This is a genomic window from Brucella sp. 22210, from assembly GCF_052045675.1.
Taxonomy (GTDB): Bacteria; Pseudomonadota; Alphaproteobacteria; order Rhizobiales; family Rhizobiaceae; genus Brucella.
In genome coordinates this window covers 74,479-89,560 of record NZ_JBQEPD010000014.1, presented here as the reverse complement: position 1 = coordinate 89,560, position 15,082 = coordinate 74,479, and the positions used below count along the sequence as shown (strand labels likewise).

Below are 15,082 nucleotides of genomic sequence, written 5' to 3'. Positions count from 1 at the left end.
GAGCTCGGAACACCTAAGCTGCGATATCGCTATCAAGGCTCATCAAGTATTCGACGAGCTCTTCCGCATCTCTCTTCCGGAGAGAACAGCACATTTGGCCATTAAGCGAGACAGGTTGGTTCGTGACCGTTTCTTGTACTGACCAGAGACCATCTGGTTGTTGAGAAATGTAATAAAAATGACTTGTCATAGCCAGCCCTCGCCACAGTGCATTCGACATCTTATCTCTCCCGCTATTCAATTATTAGGACAAATACCCCATCAACCAGAGCACCAGAATTACAGGGAGGGGTAATCCAATGAGCCAAAGCAATCCGCCCTTCAGCATGTGCAAAAATCTCCATCATTTCATTCCGCGCACTAACGCCGGAGGACGTTCGATGGTTCCGCTAAAGATCATGAATTGAGAAGATTTAATCAGCCAGTTTGTAGGAGCAGCTATGACCCTCCTCGACCGCCGCCCCAAACTAGTGACGTCGTGTAGGCAGTCCACGATGTGTAAAGGAAGACTGCCAATTCAAATAGAAGGCGATGTCGGCCGCTTCTGCTTCGGAAAGATCGCACACAAATTGTCCGCCAATTTTCGGGATTTCACCCGATTTGGCGTCAAATACCGACCAAGTACCATTCGGTTCACAGCGAGTAAAAAAGCGTACTTTGGGCATAGTCGTGGGCTCGTAACTCTGCCATTTTTACTCAGAATTTTGGGGTTTTCAACCGCCATTTCGCGCGCAAGGAGGCTGGGCATGACTTCTAAAGAACTAACACACGACGAACTGAAAGCCATCGTTGCCGCAAAGCTGGATATTCCAAACACCACGGCGACAGACATCCTGTCCGCGATTCTTGACGCGCGGCAAGAACCCTCTGAGGCAATGAAACTCATAGGAACGTGCTATTGCGATGAACCGGCTTCAGCTTGGCTTGCAATGCTTGCGGTGTCTCCTCTTGTAGAGCAGAACATATGAAACTCACCCGTGCGCAAAAGAAGCTATTAATTTCTCTTCAAAGCCGTGCTGAGTTTTTGAGTCGTGGAGAAGAAGTTCCTGAGCAATTGGTAAAGATGCGATTGGCGAAGTGGGTTGATACCTATATGGGGCGAGGTCTTCTATCGATTACACGTGCGGGCCGCGCCGCACTGAGCAAGAAAGATGAAGTGCAATGAACGCGCGTAGGCAAACGCGAATTCTCATCATCGCTGTGGCCATCGTCGCCTTCATCGTTGCCTATAACAACATTCCGCAAATTCGCATCGGAGAGCGTGCGCAAGGCAGCTACGAGGGTGGAAGCGCAACAGACGAGGATGTTTCGAAGGCAGTGCAGGAAGCAGAGAAAGCCGCGGAGAAGGCAGGCCGTGTCGTGTCGCCGGAAAGTGAGTGAGCGGTGCCAGCTTACACCTACGCCGACACTGAACGATGGCTAGACGCTATTGCCGGTGTAATTGCATTATTTCCTGAGACCGAAGCGAAGCTGATTCCACTTTATGAACGGGTGGAAGTCATGCAGCGCAATCTCACTGCGAACGACAATATTCGCGACCGCATCAAATCACGGCTGCGTCGAACGGCAGCGTGAATTTTTCCATCTGTTCTTTTCGCCATTCCAAGGAACCGCCCGTGCCATATCGTGGGCGGTCAACCGTATGACCCATCAGCATCCGGCGCAGTTCATCATCAAGGCCCGCCTCTTTCATGCGATCCTCAAAGGAATGGCGAAGCGAATAGACGGTATAGCCGGCACCCTTCGGAAACAGATCGTTGTCCTTGAAATACTTATTCAGCGTCGCCGATAGCGTGTCTTCCTTGTTCTTGTAACGAGGGAAGCCATTCCGATGTTTCTTAAAAACCTCATGCGCTATACCGACCAAAGGCAGCTTGCGAACAGACGAAGCGGTTTTAATCTCGCGCGGATCTGCAGCATCTTTTCGTGGCGCAATCAGGATATGCGGAACTTTGTCGGCCAGGAATATGTGCTCGGCCGTAATGTTGCAAAGTTCGCTTGGCCGACAGCCCGTTTCAATCATCGCTAGCACAATCCCGCGTGCCTCATCGTTCATACTGACGAGCGGGCCGTATGTCAGGAACTTGTCGCTGATCAACTGCGTCGGGATCGGTGGCCGTGACTTTTCAACCTTCTCTGCAAAGCTTAAATCGCGGAAAGGGTTCGGCCGATCCCTGTCGCCCATATGCTTGAAGTATTCAGCACAGAGAACACGCATCCCGCCCATCATGCGATTGCCCATACTTGCGGATATCGGCTGCTTCCCTTTGGCTGGCTTCGTTATCATTTGTAGCCAAACCTTATAGAATTTCTGGGCGTCTTCGCGGGTTATGTCAGCGATTGCTTTATCTGAGACAATCTTCACAAAATGATCGATCGCCCGCTGCTTGTGCGCGCGCCAACGTTTCTTCTGGATTTCGCTCTTTCCAGTCAGTTCATCAGGCGTAATTTCATCGAAGTAGATTTTCAACGCCTGCTTTACAGACACCGACGGGATGCTTGCGGCTCCCACGGTTGCAGTGTCTTCAGCAGGATTGCCCGTGACGAGTTTTAAACGGCTAGCCAGCGCATCATCAGTCAGCAAAAGCAGCTTTTCTGCTGGCATATAGGAAATGCCGATAGCGTCTGCTCGTTTAATGGCTGCATCATAAAAGGCGCGCGCTTTATCTCCGTCCGCTCCGGCCTTCAGCATTGACCAAAGTGCATCGTCAGCAGATTCGTACTCGTTGCGCTTCGTCATCGCGCGAGCCAGGTCATTTGTCTTTAAGCTGATCCTGACAATCGGGGCTCGGCCATCCTTGGACGCGACGTCCGTCGGCACTCGCCTGACGTATTGGTAGACGCCATCACGATCTTTCAAATACCGGTGCGGATCAGTTTTGATACGATAGCCAGCCATACAAGCATGATAACATACTGTTGCACACATTGTAGCGCATTTTGTAGCACAGTTTGTATCACAAAATGGTACGTTTAAGATCGAACCAACAATAAAAATTCCGCCTAAGCGGTTGATATTGCTATATTATTTTTGATGAATGGCTGAAAGTAATGGTACGGTCGGTTGGAGTTGAACCAACGACCTCAGGAGCCACAATCCTGCGCTCTAACCAACTGAGCTACGACCGCGTACCTTTGCCGGTATGAGCGCCTCAGCGCCGCCGACAGGGGGTCACATACGGAGAATCGATCCATATTGCAAGCGATTATAGCGCTCTTTTTTCAGAAATTCCCAATTGTCGGATTCAATGTCGAATTCCACCCATATTCTACAGAGACTGGTAACCATTGCAGGCGGCTGGCTGTGAACAACCGAAATATCGGGCACAACCTGTAAAATTGCCATCCCGGCATTAACTAATGAAACAGAAAATCGGGCTCATACCGTATGGGAATATGGACCCGCGGCCTCAGTGAGCTTATTAACAGGCGGTTAATAGCTACGACGGGGCGGTCGAGAGAACAGATAAGGACCGGTATGTCTGGATCATACCCATTCATCGATATTGCCGCGCTGGACGCTATCCGCGAAGGCTTTGCCAAAGGCGATGCGCAGATCGTGCTGACACGCGACCTGTCGGCTGTGCTTTGGGTGAACGGCGCCGGAGCCAGACTGTTCGGCTTCGACCGTATCGAGGATATGATCGGCAGTGCAATCGATCTGCCTGTCGCCGCCCGCCGTCAAATTGCAGCCGCCAGCGACGATAACGGTGCAGAACCCCGCGCAGTGTCTGTGCGCCTTGGCGGCGGCCTTCGTTCTGAACTGACGCGCCTTTGGATTTCCCACATTGTTCTGCCCGATGGCGTGGCTGGTCTTGCGATCACCGCCAGCGGTGCATCGAGCAACGCGGAGGATATCATCGCTGGTCTCAGCGATGACGACACGCATGTCGCGCTGATCGATGCCGACTGCAAGGTCATCGCGGCAAGCAAGCGTTTCGCCGCGCTCGATATTTCCGCTGCAACGCTTGAAGATCTGGTCGTGGAAGCCGCCGATACGCCTGATCGTATCGTCAAGCGCCGCATCCGTGCAGGCCGCCAGTCGGTTCCGGGCGCCATTGCCCGGCTGATCGATGCACCCGCGCTGCATCTTCTGTGCATCGTCGCCGAAGCCCCGGCGCAGGTCACAGCCGAGACGCCATCGGTTCAAGCGCACGAGCAAGCCGCTGTCCAGCCGCCAGAAGGCGCTGAAGAAATTCTAGAAGAAATGCTCCCCGAACAGGCACCGACCGTTCAGGACGAGCCAGTTGCTGCGCCAGTGGCTGAAGCCGTCAGCGAGCCCGCAGCGGAAACGCAAAAGCCGCAAGGCTTCCAGTTCGACCGCGATGCGCCGCCTGCCCGTTTCATCTGGAAGACCAGTGCCGACGGTGTTTTCAGCGAGATTTCGCCGGAGTTCGGCATTACCGTCGGCCCCAATGCGGCGGATGTAACCGGACGCCGTTTCAGCGATGTCGCCAATGTGTTCGGCTTCGATCACGATGGCAGCATTGCATCGCTGCTCAGCAAGCGCGACACATGGTCGGGCAAACGCCTGATGTGGCCCGTCGAAGGCACCAATCTGCGCGTGCCGGTGGAACTGGCCGCTCTGCCGGTCTATTCCCGTGATCGCGCGTTCATCGGCTTCCGCGGCTTTGGTCTGGTGCGCCCTGACGAAGCGGTAGAAGATCCGGAAGAAATCGGCCTCGCTTTGGCGGGCGGCATTCCGCAAAAGCGCAAGCCTGAAGTTCAGGAGGCCGTCAACAGCGATGCCTCTGACGACGATGTGCTGGCGCTGACCGAAGAGATCGCCAATGACGATCATCCCGGCGAGACGCTGCCGAAGCCGCCGCTCAACATCGCGCCCACAGCCGGACGCCGTGATTCAGACAAGGTGATCAACCTTCTGAATGCAGCGGCGCAGGAAAAGGTCGCATCCGATCAGGCGAAACTCCTGAAAGTCAGGGAGCGCGAACAGCGTCCGGAAGGCGGGCTGACCAAGACCGAGCGCAATGCGTTCCGCGAAATCGCTGATCGTCTGCGCAAGCAGGGTCTTTCCAGCTCGCAGGCTGAGACGGTTTCCAACGTGCCGGCGGACACGCCTGTCATTACGCCGGAAGAAGCCACCGCTGAAGCAACCCCGACAGCACCGGTTATCGAACATGTCGCTCCAATTGCGGAAGTCCCGGCAGAACAGCCCGCTGTTTCGCACCGCGAAGAGCAGCAGATCGAAAGCCTTGCCAGCGACACCACTCACGAAACATCTGCTATCGACGAGACGGCGCTGCTGGCCAATCTGCCGGTTCCCGTAATCATCCATTCCGGCGATGAAGTGCATTACGTCAATCAGGCGCTGCTCGACCTCACCGGCTATGATGCGATTGAAGACATTCGCCATGCGGGCGGCGTAGAAGCGCTGTTCAACAGCGAAAGCGATGACCATGCGCCGCGTCAGGGCATGGTGTTGCGCCACGCCGATGGCAGCGAACAGCCGGTCGACGCGCATCTGAACGCAATTGCATGGCAAGGTGGTCGCGCCTTGTTGCTAAGCCTCATGCCCGTTGCCGAAGCACCGGCTGCAGCTGCACCTGTTCAAACAGCCGTGCCGCAATCCGTCACCGATGACGAGGAAAGGCAGGCGCTGGAAGCCCATGTGGATGAGCTGAAAACCATCCTCGACACAGCGACTGACGGTGTCGTGCTGATCGACCCGGAAGGGCGCATCCGCTCGATGAACCATTCTGCATCCGCTCTGTTCGGCTATGACCGTGACGAGACGGAAGGCAAGTTTTTCTCCATGCTCTTCGCCATCGAGAGCCAGCGCGCGGCGATGGATTACTTGAGCGGACTGTCCGGCAATGGCGTGCTGAGCGTGCTCAATGATGGACGCGAAGTGATCGGTCGCGAAGCCAAGGGCGGCTTCATCCCGCTCTTCATGACTATCGGCAAGCTGCCGCAGAAGCGGGGTTTCTGCGCCGTGCTGCGCGACATCACGCAGTGGAAGCGCACGGAAGAAGAACTGACAAATGCGCGCAAGGAGGCCGAACGCGCCTCCAACCAGAAAACCGATTTTCTGGCGCGTATCAGCCATGAAATCCGCACGCCGCTGAATGCTATTATCGGCTTTTCCGAACTGATGGCCGACGAGAAATTCGGCCCCATCGGCAATGATCGCTATCGCGATTATCTGCGAGATATCAACCGCTCCGGCAATCATGTGCTGGCGCTCGTCAACGACCTGCTGGATATCTCCAAGATCGAAGCTGGCGCCCTTGAAATGCAGTTTGAAGCGGTGTCGCTGAATGACGCAATTGCCGAGGCCATTGCACTGATGCAGCCGCAGGCAAATCGCGAGCGCATCATCATCCGCTCCAGCTTCCAGTCCAATCTGCCGGACATCGTCGCGGATGCGCGTTCGATCAAGCAGGTGGCGCTCAACCTTCTGTCCAATGCAGTGCGGTTTACCGCGCCCGGCGGTCAGGTCATCGTCTCGACCAGCTATGAAATGAATGGCGACGTGGCGATGCGGGTACGCGATACGGGCATCGGCATGACCAAGTCGGAAGTCGAGCAGGCGCTGAAGCCGTTCCGTCAGGTCAATGCCTCGCAGCGCCGCCCAAGTGAAACGGCTCGTGATTGGCGCAATGAAGGCACCGGCCTCGGATTGCCGCTCACCAAGGCGATGGTCGAAGCCAACCGCGCCCAGTTCGCAATCGACTCGACGCCCGGTCGCGGTACGGTTGTGGAAATTCTTTTCCCGCCGACACGGGTTCTGGCCGACTGATCAGCTCCATCCTGATTTCCAAAAAAAAGCGCCGGGCAAAGCCGGCGCTACGAGAATCTCAGAGACAAAGACACAAAAGCAACTTGCAAGAGGATGCCGGAAACGGCGGCTCGATCATCACCCGTTGTGTTAACGCTTTCTCGCATAATGCCAGTTAATGCGACCTTAATTTCATCGTTCAGAATTTACACATTCGTAGCGACTGTAAAATCAGGGTTAAATTTCAGACAGTAATTGATTAACCATAGAGCGTTGCCAGCAAAATTGTGACACGGTTTTGCGTCAGGAACTGCGCGAAAACAATTTGAGCGATTCCCTTCAAGGCAGAACCGTTCTAAACGGAATCTGCGAAGGCGGCTTTGCTTTGTGGCGTGGCTCGTTTAAACGATAATAAAAGGGATTAGGGATCGGATGGTTGATGCGCTGGCCTAAGTTCGCACGCCTTGTCATCGCGCTCGTCATTCTTTGTGCCGCGGCTGCAGCGACCTTGCTGGCCGTGGTGCCTTTCATTGTCTCGACCGATGCAATCCGCGTGCGTGTGGCGCAGGAAATCAGCGCCTGGACCGGCTATAGCGTCGAACTTCGCGAAGCCCCTCGCCTGAAAGTCTTCCCCGTGCTGCGCGCCTCGCTGAACGGCGTCACCTTGAGCAAGATGACCGAACAGGGCCAGAAGCCCTTCATGAGTGCGGCCCGCATTGACGTTGAACTGTCGCCGCTTGATGCGATCATGGGGCATATTTCCTTCTCGGAAACGCAGATCGTGCGCCCGCATGTCAATCTCGACGGGCCGGTTTCCAATTTCCCCGCTTTGCTTGACGCCATCGCCAATTCCAACGGTCGTCTCGGCACCGCAATCCGTGCGCAGCGCGCCTTGCAGCAGCGCGGCACAAACAACAACACGCAGGCAGCCGAACAGGCATCGCAGCCTTTCGGCCGCGTGGTGGTACGCGATGGAACGGTTTCATTTCCGCGCCCTGAAAATGGCGGCGGAAACGGTGGAGATCCTGCCAAGGATGAACAGCTGACCAATGTGAACATGACGCTGGAATGGCCGCAGACGTCGAGCGCGGCGACGCTGCGCGGCAGCGGTAAATGGCGCAATGAAGCCTCGCAGTTCAGTATCACGGCGGCACAGGCGCTGCCGCTTCTGGCAGGCGGCACTTCGGATGTGACGGCGAGCTTTACCGCCAATCCGCTGAGCCTGACCTTTCAGGGCAAGGCCAATATTTCGGAAGACCGTTTCTTCGAAGGCGATCTGAGCGCGAAGACACCCTCCTTGAGCGGAGCGGTGCGCTGGCTGAGCCTGCCGCCCATCGCTGGCAGTTCGCAGGTTGGCGCGTTCTCGCTCGATTCCACCATCACCGCCACGCCGAAGCGCTGGAAATTTGCCGACGTTGAGATGAACGCTGGCGACAGCCCTGCCAAGGGCGTGATTGAAATCGGCCTTGAACAGGAACAGCCCGCCGTCACCGGCACGCTTGCCTTCGACAAGCTGGACCTTCGCAGTCTGTTCGCCGCTTTTGTGCCCCTGCCAGACACCACCGCACGCGCACCCAATGATCGAGGCAATACGGACGCCATCGATACGAGTTTCTTCGACCGTTCGGAGTTTGATCTTCGTCTTTCCGCCCAGAACGCCACGGCAGGCCCCGTTACGCTGACGGGTGTTGCAGCCGCGATCCAGATTCGCGGCGGTCGTGCGATTTTCGATATTGGCGACGCCAAGGGGTTCAACGGCACCTTGCAGGCCAATGTACAGATCGTCCGCGATCTCAAGAGCGCCACGGGTGAGCTGCGTTTCAACGCGAGCGATATCGAGAGCACGCAGTTCCTGACGGCGCTTGGTTTCGACAAGCCGTTTATCAGCGGCAAGGGCAATGTCTCGTTGTTCATGAAAGGCCCGGTCAATCGCTGGTCCGGCCTGCTTTCAAGCGCACAGGGCAACGTGTCGGTGCAATTGAACAACGGCCAGATGCAAGGCTTTGCCGTTCAGGACTTTCTGACCAAGGCGCAGAGCGAGCGGTTCTTCGCGCTGGAACGGAAAGACAATGTCGCACTGGCCTTCAACAGACTCGATCTCAAGGCCAATCTTTCCGAAGGCGTGGCATCACTGGAAAGCGCACGCCTCGACACTTCGGACGGGACGCTCAATCTCGCTGGCATCGTGCCTTTCGTGGATCGCAGTCTTGCGCTGAGCGGCGAGGTCATCTTCCCCAACAGCCAGCCTGAAACGCCAGAACAGCAGCCGCAGGCCGGAGCGGAAAGCCAACCAGCGCCAGCGACCGCCGAGAATGCAACGCCCGCCAAGCCGCCATTGCATTTCTTTGTCGGCGGCTCGTGGGATCGGCCATTCATCTCGCCATCGTCAACCGGATTGGGGCAGTAAACCCCAATCGGATTTTAACCCATACGGAATGCTGCCTGCTCATCGCGACGGCGCTGCACTTCGCGGCGCTTGTTGACGATGGATGCGATGATGACTCCCGTGGTCACCAGCGCGATCAGAATGGTGCAGACCGCATTGATTTCCGGCGTCACGCCAAGGCGCACCTGGCTGTAGATTTTCATTGGCAGCGTTGTGGCGCCCGGCCCGGAGGTGAAGCTTGCAATCACCAGATCGTCGAGCGACAGGGTGAAGGCCAGCATCCAGCCGGAAACCACGGCAGGCAGGATGACCGGCAGCGTGATCTTCATGAAGGTGGTGACCGGCGGCGCGCCGAGATCCATCGCCGCTTCCTCCAGCGAGCGATCAAAACTCACCAGACGCGACTGCACCACGACCGCCACGAAACACATTGCGAATGTGATATGGGCCAGCGTGACCGTCCAGAAACCCCGGTCGAAATTCATCGCCACGAAAAGCAGCAGAAGCGACAGGCCGGTGATGACATCCGGCATGACCAGCGGTGCGTAGACCATGCCCGAAAACAGGATGCGCCCGCGAAAGCGGGTATAGCGCGTCAACGCCAGCGCTGCGAGCGTGCCCAGCACGGTTGCAATGGTGGCCGACAGGAAGGCGACACGGATCGTCACCCATGCCGCATCCATCAGCGCCTGATTGCGGAACAGCTCAACATACCATTTGGTCGAGAACCCCGCCCAGACCGTCACCAGCCGGGATTCATTGAAGGAATAGATGACCAGCAGCACGATGGGCAGATAGAGGAAGGCGAAGCCGACAACCACCGATGCGATATTGAAACGGGACCAGTTGTTGTTCATCGCTTATTTCCCCTTTTCCTGCGCACGTGCCTGCACCTGCTGGAAGATCACAATCGGCACGATCAGCAGGATCAGCAGCACCACCGCAACAGCGGATGATACCGGCCAGTCGCGGTTGGAGAAGAACTCGCTCCAGATCGTCTTGCCGATCATCAATGTCTGCGACCCGCCGAGAAGATCGGGGATCACGAACTCACCGACAGCCGGGATGAAGACCAGGAAGCAGCCTGCCAGCACACCGGCGAGCGACAGCGGAAACGTAATTTTCCAGAATGCGGCAAACGGCGTGCAGCCCAGATCCTGCGCCGCTTCGATCAGCGAATAATCCATCTTTTCAAGCGACGAATAGATCGGCAGCACCATGAAAGGCAGATAGGAATAGACGATACCGATGAAGACCGCCGTATCCGTATTCAGAATATTGAGCGGCGTATCGATGACATTGAGCCACATCAGAAACTGGTTCAGCAGCCCTTCCGGCTTCAGAATACCGATCCACGCATAGACGCGGATCAGGAACGAGGTCCAGAACGGCAGGATCACCAGCATCAGCAGCGTCGGGCGGATTGTCGTCGGCGCGCGCGCAATGCCATAGGCCATCGGATAGGCCACCAGCAGCGTCAGGAAGGTCGAAATGGCTGCGATGCGCACGCTCGACAGATAGGCCTTGTAGTAAAGCGGGTCATCCAGCAGCCAGAGATAATTGGCGAATGAAAGCTGCTTGATCTTCTCCCAGTTGGACGCGAAGCCCTGGGCCAGATCGAATGTTGGCATATAGGCCGGGATCGCCATCGCGACTTCCGACAGGGAAATCTTGAAGACGATGAAGAACGGGACGAGGAAGAATACCAGCAGCCAGAAATAGGGTATCGCGATGACGAGGCGGCTGGCGATGGAAGCAATTAGCTTCTGCATGGGGCAATCCTCACGCTGTGAGCACCAGACCGGCGTCGGTATCGAAGGAAACCCAGACGCGCTCGTCATAGGTCAGCGGATTTTCGGTCTTGCGCACGGCGTTGAGGCTGGCGGCCTTGATGGTGCGGCCATTGTCGAGACGCACGTGGAAAACCGTCATATCGCCGAAATAGGCGATATCCCACAACTCGCCTTCCACCGCGTTGACTGACGCTTCTTCCGGCTTGGTGCGCGAAATGCGGGTCTTTTCCGGGCGCACCGCATACCAGACCTTCTGGCCGGGATTGAGCTGCTCGCGGGTTTCGGTCTGGATATGGAAGCCAAATTTTTCGGTGGCGATTTCCGCCTCGCCATTGGCGGACTTCACCACTTCGCCTTCGATGATATTCACATTGCCGATGAAGTCGGCCACGAATTTGGAACGCGGCGCTTCATAGACTTCGGCTGGCGTCGCCACCTGCTTGATGCGGCCCTTGTCCATGACCGCAATACGGTCTGACATGGTCATGGCTTCTTCCTGATCGTGGGTCACGACCATGAAGGTCATGCCAAGCTTGACCTGCAAATCCATCAGTTCGAACTGGGTTTCTTCGCGCAGCTTCTTGTCGAGCGCGCCAAGCGGCTCATCCAGCAGCAGCACCTTGGGGCGCTTGGCGACAGAGCGGGCAAGCGCCACGCGCTGACGCTGGCCGCCAGACAACTGATGCGGCTTGCGCTTGCCATATTGCTCCAGCTTCACGAGCTTGAGCATTTCCGCAACGCGCGCATCGATTTCCGATTTCGCCATACCGTCCTGCTTGAGGCCGAAGGCGATATTGTTCTCGACCGTCATATGCGGAAACAGCGCATAGGACTGGAACATCATGTTGACCGGGCGTTTATAGGGCGGGATGCCGCGCATATCCTGACCGTCCAGCGTGATACGGCCAGATGTCGGCTCCTCGAAGCCTGCCAGCATGCGCATCAGCGTGGTCTTGCCACAGCCGGATGCACCCAGCAGCGCAAAGAACTCGCGGTTGAAAACATTCAGCGACAGATCATCGACAGCGGTGAAATCGCCGAAGATTTTCGTCACATTCTCGAAAGAAATGTAGGGCTTGGCCGCCGCGTCATTCCAAGGCGCAAATTTGCGGCGAAAGCTGCCAAAAGATTCCATACCGTTCCCCTATCCGATCTACCCGGAACCAAAAGTCCGTCTCAAAACGAGACTGCTTTCGATGATTATGCAGCATTTACAAGACGTAGAGCGGCCCTCTGTCCAACAGTGAGCCGCTCTTCACAATGTCATATGCGGGTCATACCCCGGCATAGAGCGGTTCCAGTTAAAAACGGAATCGTAGAACCGCTCTATCTATTTGTTTTTCGCATTATCCGACGCAAAACCGCTACGCACTTTTGCTGGAAATGCTCTAGCGTTCGATTATTACTGGCCTGTGACGATCTTGGTCCAGGCACGGGTCACCACGCGCTGGGTCTTGGTGTCGTAAGGCGTCGGCACGAACAGCTTCTTCATGACGTCTGCGGTCGGGTAGATCGCCGGATCATTAAGGATGTCCTTGTTGATGAATTCCTGCGAAGCCTTGTTGCCATTGGCATAGAACACATAATCCGAAGCCTTGGCCGACACTTCCGGACGCATGATATAGTTCATGAATTCCAGTGCTTCCGGCACATGCTTGGCATCAGCCGGGATTGCCATCTGGTCAAACCACATCAAAGCGCCTTCCTTCGGGATCGAATAGCCGATCTCGACGCCCTGATTGGCCTTTTCGGCGCGATCACGAGCCTGGAAAATGTCACCCGAATAGCCGATGGCCATGCAGATATCGCCATTGGCGAGTGCATTGATATATTCCGACGAGTGGAACTTGCGGATATTCGGGCGGATCTTGAGATAGAGATCCTGCGCCTTCTGCAAGTCGTCCGGCGACGGAGAATTCGGATCGAGGCCGAGATAGTTCAAAGCCGGACGCAGCATTTCGCTGGCTGAATCCAGAAGATAGATGCCGCAATCCTTGAGCTTTGCCGACTTTTCCGGATCAAACAGCACATCCCACGAATCGATGGTGTCGGTGCCGAGCGCTTCCTTGATCTTGGCCTTGTTGTAGCCAATGCCAGTCGTGCCCCACATATAATTGACCGAGTATTCGTTGCCCGGATCGTAGGTTGCGGCGCGGCTCGAAATCTCGTCCCACATATTCTTGAGGTTCGGCAGCTTGTCCTTGTCGAGCTTCAGGAACACGCCAGCGGGAATCTGGCGGCCAAGAAATTCGCCCGACGGAACGACAAGATCATAGCCGCTGCCACCCGCCAGAAGCTTGGTTTCGAGGATTTCGTTGGAATCATAGACGTCATAGACGACCTTGATGCCGGTTTCCTTGGTGAAATCCTTCAGGATGGAGTCGTCGATATAATCCGACCAGTTGTAGATATTGACCACCCGCTCCTGTGCGCTGGCGGAGAATGTGGCGGCGGCAACAACGCTCGTCACGACGGTGGTGGCCAGAAGGAAGGATTTGATCCCCATTATTTGCTCCATTCTACACGCTCATTTTCGGTGCAGGTACAGGTTGGATATACTATTCCTTGATTGCACTTTTTTAGATTGCACCGGTTTCGTCAACCGCCTGCGTCGATCACGAACATAAAAAATTGCAACCTGAGCGCTGCTGGAGGGGCGATGAGATTCCGGCTGTGTTGAGCCGAAATATCGCGCCTCTATTGGAAATCGAAGGCAGAAAGCCCCGCCACCATCTCGTCCAGCCCCAGAGGGCGGGTCAAAGGCGGCTCGGCGCGGGTGACGCAGCCTTGCCGCTCGCACAGACGACAAGCCGGACCAATCTCTGTATTGCCCGCCTTTGCGATGGCTGCGCCGTAAACGGTCTCTTCCCCTGCCTCCAGCGCGCAGCCAAGCAGGATAGCGGTGCGGCGCGGGCGCTCGTTGAATGCGCCTTGCGGCCCTTCCAAAGTGCGCACGACGGTGAGAAATGCGGTGCCATCCGGCAGTTCCGTTGGTTCGACCAGCACCTGACCCGCCTGCGCGAAAGCCGCATAGACCGGCAGCTTCGGGCACTGCCCGCCAAACCGTGTCGGAAAGCCCTCGGCGCCTGCGACGCGCAACCGGTTACCGGCATGGTCGATTTCCATCACAAAGAACGGCAGAGCGCTCGCCCCCTGCCGCTGCAAGGTGGTGAGACGGCTCGCCGCCTGCTGGAACGACCCCCCGAACCGCGAGCGCAATGCATCGACATCATAGCGCATTCGCACTGCGGCATCACGAAACTGGCGATAGGGCATCATCAGCGCCTGAGCGGCATAGCGCGCCAGCTCGAACCGGGCGATGCGCTTTGCTTCACCGGACGATAGTTTCAGCCCTTCCGTCTCCGCGCCGATCACCACCTGCATACGGATGAGCGCCGCTTCCATGGCGATCTCCTGCAACTGATCAAAAGGCGACAGACGCTCCGAAATGAACAGGCGTTGCGAATGGCGATCATAGCGCCTGCGCCAGTTGGGCATGGTCGCGACCGGCAATGTGCGCACCGTGATACCATGCTCGCGCCGCAGCCATTCCTTCAAGGCTGCCGACAGATCGCCATCCGGTTTCAGCAGCGCGAAAAAGCTCTCTGCCTCTTCTTCGATACGCGGATAGTGATTGGGACGTCGCGCCATCACATCGCGCACTTCATCCAGCGGCAGGCGTGTGGCGGAAAGCTGCGCCGCGCTTCCCTCATGCGACAGCAATTGCGACAGATCGGACAGGCGCTGCTGCTGCTCGCGATAGGCCCGGTAGAGCTTCATGATTCCAACAGCGGCGTTGGGGGCCGCCTCGCCGATTTCAACCAGTTCCTGATCACCCGGCAACTCGCCGGTCAAAAGCGGATCGGAAAATACTTCCTTCAATCCGGTGATCGTCGCGCCGCTTTCGGCCTGCAAACTATCGAGATCCAGCTTGTAAACACTGGCGAGCCGCAACAACAGCTGCACGGTCAAGGGCCGCTGGTTGCGCTCGATCAGATTGAGATAGGACGGCGAAATGCCAAGCGCCTCGGCCATGGCCGTCTGCGTCAGGGACCGCTCGTTGCGAATACGCCTGATGCGCGGCCCGGCAAAAATCTTGCGTTCGCTCAACTCTGTCCTCCCAAACTCGCAATGGTGAATTTTACAATTCATGACAAAATAACT

11 protein-coding genes and 1 tRNA gene are annotated in these 15,082 nt (G+C 56.6%); 5 read left to right on the top strand and 7 right to left on the bottom strand.

The features are described from left to right. Positions 1 to 746: 746 nt before the first annotated feature. The 3 genes from ACTJKP_RS17355 to ACTJKP_RS17345 are packed head-to-tail and all read left to right on the top strand — an operon-like array spanning position 747 to position 1,380. The gene (locus ACTJKP_RS17355; protein WP_440631557.1) at positions 747 to 968 is read left to right on the top strand and encodes a hypothetical protein; all 222 of its coding nucleotides are present in this window, start codon (positions 747 to 749) and stop codon (positions 966 to 968) included. Further along, the gene (locus tag ACTJKP_RS17350) at positions 965 to 1,165 is read left to right on the top strand and encodes a hypothetical protein (RefSeq protein ID WP_078339784.1); all 201 of its coding nucleotides are present in this window, start codon (positions 965 to 967) and stop codon (positions 1,163 to 1,165) included. The genes ACTJKP_RS17355 and ACTJKP_RS17350 overlap by 4 nt, the downstream gene beginning before the upstream one ends. Then, the gene (locus ACTJKP_RS17345) at positions 1,162 to 1,380 is read left to right on the top strand and encodes a hypothetical protein (RefSeq protein WP_440631556.1); all 219 of its coding nucleotides are present in this window, start codon (positions 1,162 to 1,164) and stop codon (positions 1,378 to 1,380) included. The genes ACTJKP_RS17350 and ACTJKP_RS17345 overlap by 4 nt, the downstream gene beginning before the upstream one ends. 163 nt (positions 1,381 to 1,543) lie before the next feature. On the opposite strand, the gene ACTJKP_RS17340 is transcribed toward ACTJKP_RS17345, so the two are convergent. Together ACTJKP_RS17340 and ACTJKP_RS17335 are read right to left on the bottom strand one after the other, a co-directional pair. Then, a complete protein-coding gene (locus tag ACTJKP_RS17340) occupies positions 1,544 to 2,899 on the bottom strand; it encodes a DUF6538 domain-containing protein (RefSeq protein ID WP_440631555.1) in 1,356 nt (451 codons plus the stop codon). Positions 2,900 to 3,052: 153 nt separating this feature from the next. Beyond that, positions 3,053 to 3,129 (bottom strand) — tRNA-His (locus tag ACTJKP_RS17335). 349 nt (positions 3,130 to 3,478) lie between these two features. On the opposite strand from ACTJKP_RS17335, the gene pdhS reads away from it, so the two are divergent. After that, on the top strand, positions 3,479 to 6,760 hold the full coding sequence (pdhS, locus tag ACTJKP_RS17330) for a cell-division control histidine kinase PdhS (protein ID WP_440631554.1): 3,282 nt from the start codon (positions 3,479 to 3,481) through the stop codon (positions 6,758 to 6,760). A 418-nt stretch (positions 6,761 to 7,178) separates the two neighbouring features. Further along, positions 7,179 to 9,146, top strand: a complete 1,968-nt coding sequence (locus ACTJKP_RS17325) for an AsmA family protein (protein ID WP_440631553.1) — start codon at positions 7,179 to 7,181, stop codon at positions 9,144 to 9,146. 14 nt (positions 9,147 to 9,160) lie between these two features. Here ACTJKP_RS17325 and ACTJKP_RS17320 read toward each other — a convergent pair whose 3' ends face one another. The 5 genes from ACTJKP_RS17320 to ACTJKP_RS17300 all read right to left on the bottom strand — a co-directional run bounded on the left by ACTJKP_RS17320 (position 9,161) and on the right by ACTJKP_RS17300 (position 15,028). Further along, complete coding sequence (locus ACTJKP_RS17320) at positions 9,161 to 9,982, bottom strand: ABC transporter permease (protein WP_078339788.1); 822 nt, start codon at positions 9,980 to 9,982, stop codon at positions 9,161 to 9,163. 3 nt (positions 9,983 to 9,985) lie between these two features. Continuing rightward, on the bottom strand, positions 9,986 to 10,897 hold the full coding sequence (locus tag ACTJKP_RS17315) for an ABC transporter permease subunit (protein WP_078339789.1): 912 nt from the start codon (positions 10,895 to 10,897) through the stop codon (positions 9,986 to 9,988). A gap of 10 nt (positions 10,898 to 10,907) precedes the next feature. After that, on the bottom strand, positions 10,908 to 12,053 hold the full coding sequence (locus tag ACTJKP_RS17310; protein ID WP_078339790.1) for an ABC transporter ATP-binding protein: 1,146 nt from the start codon (positions 12,051 to 12,053) through the stop codon (positions 10,908 to 10,910). A gap of 267 nt (positions 12,054 to 12,320) precedes the next feature. Continuing rightward, positions 12,321 to 13,424, bottom strand: coding sequence for a polyamine ABC transporter substrate-binding protein (locus tag ACTJKP_RS17305; protein WP_440631552.1), 1,104 nt, complete (start codon positions 13,422 to 13,424; stop codon positions 12,321 to 12,323). Positions 13,425 to 13,615: 191 nt separating this feature from the next. Then, positions 13,616 to 15,028, bottom strand: a complete 1,413-nt coding sequence (locus tag ACTJKP_RS17300; protein ID WP_440631551.1) for a helix-turn-helix domain-containing protein — start codon at positions 15,026 to 15,028, stop codon at positions 13,616 to 13,618. Positions 15,029 to 15,082: the final 54 nt, after the last annotated feature.

Coding starts and splice junctions, on each gene's coding strand:
- ACTJKP_RS17340 (WP_440631555.1), bottom strand. CDS start 2,899: ATGGCTGGCTATCGTATCAAAACTGATCCGCACCGGTATTTGAAAGAT.
- ACTJKP_RS17345 (WP_440631556.1), top strand. CDS start 1,162: ATGAACGCGCGTAGGCAAACGCGAATTCTCATCATCGCTGTGGCCATC.
- ACTJKP_RS17355 (WP_440631557.1), top strand. CDS start 747: ATGACTTCTAAAGAACTAACACACGACGAACTGAAAGCCATCGTTGCC.
- ACTJKP_RS17350 (WP_078339784.1), top strand. CDS start 965: ATGAAACTCACCCGTGCGCAAAAGAAGCTATTAATTTCTCTTCAAAGC.
- ACTJKP_RS17320 (WP_078339788.1), bottom strand. CDS start 9,982: ATGAACAACAACTGGTCCCGTTTCAATATCGCATCGGTGGTTGTCGGC.
- ACTJKP_RS17310 (WP_078339790.1), bottom strand. CDS start 12,053: ATGGAATCTTTTGGCAGCTTTCGCCGCAAATTTGCGCCTTGGAATGAC.
- pdhS (WP_440631554.1), top strand. CDS start 3,479: ATGTCTGGATCATACCCATTCATCGATATTGCCGCGCTGGACGCTATC.
- ACTJKP_RS17315 (WP_078339789.1), bottom strand. CDS start 10,897: ATGCAGAAGCTAATTGCTTCCATCGCCAGCCGCCTCGTCATCGCGATA.
- ACTJKP_RS17305 (WP_440631552.1), bottom strand. CDS start 13,424: ATGGGGATCAAATCCTTCCTTCTGGCCACCACCGTCGTGACGAGCGTT.
- ACTJKP_RS17325 (WP_440631553.1), top strand. CDS start 7,179: ATGCGCTGGCCTAAGTTCGCACGCCTTGTCATCGCGCTCGTCATTCTT.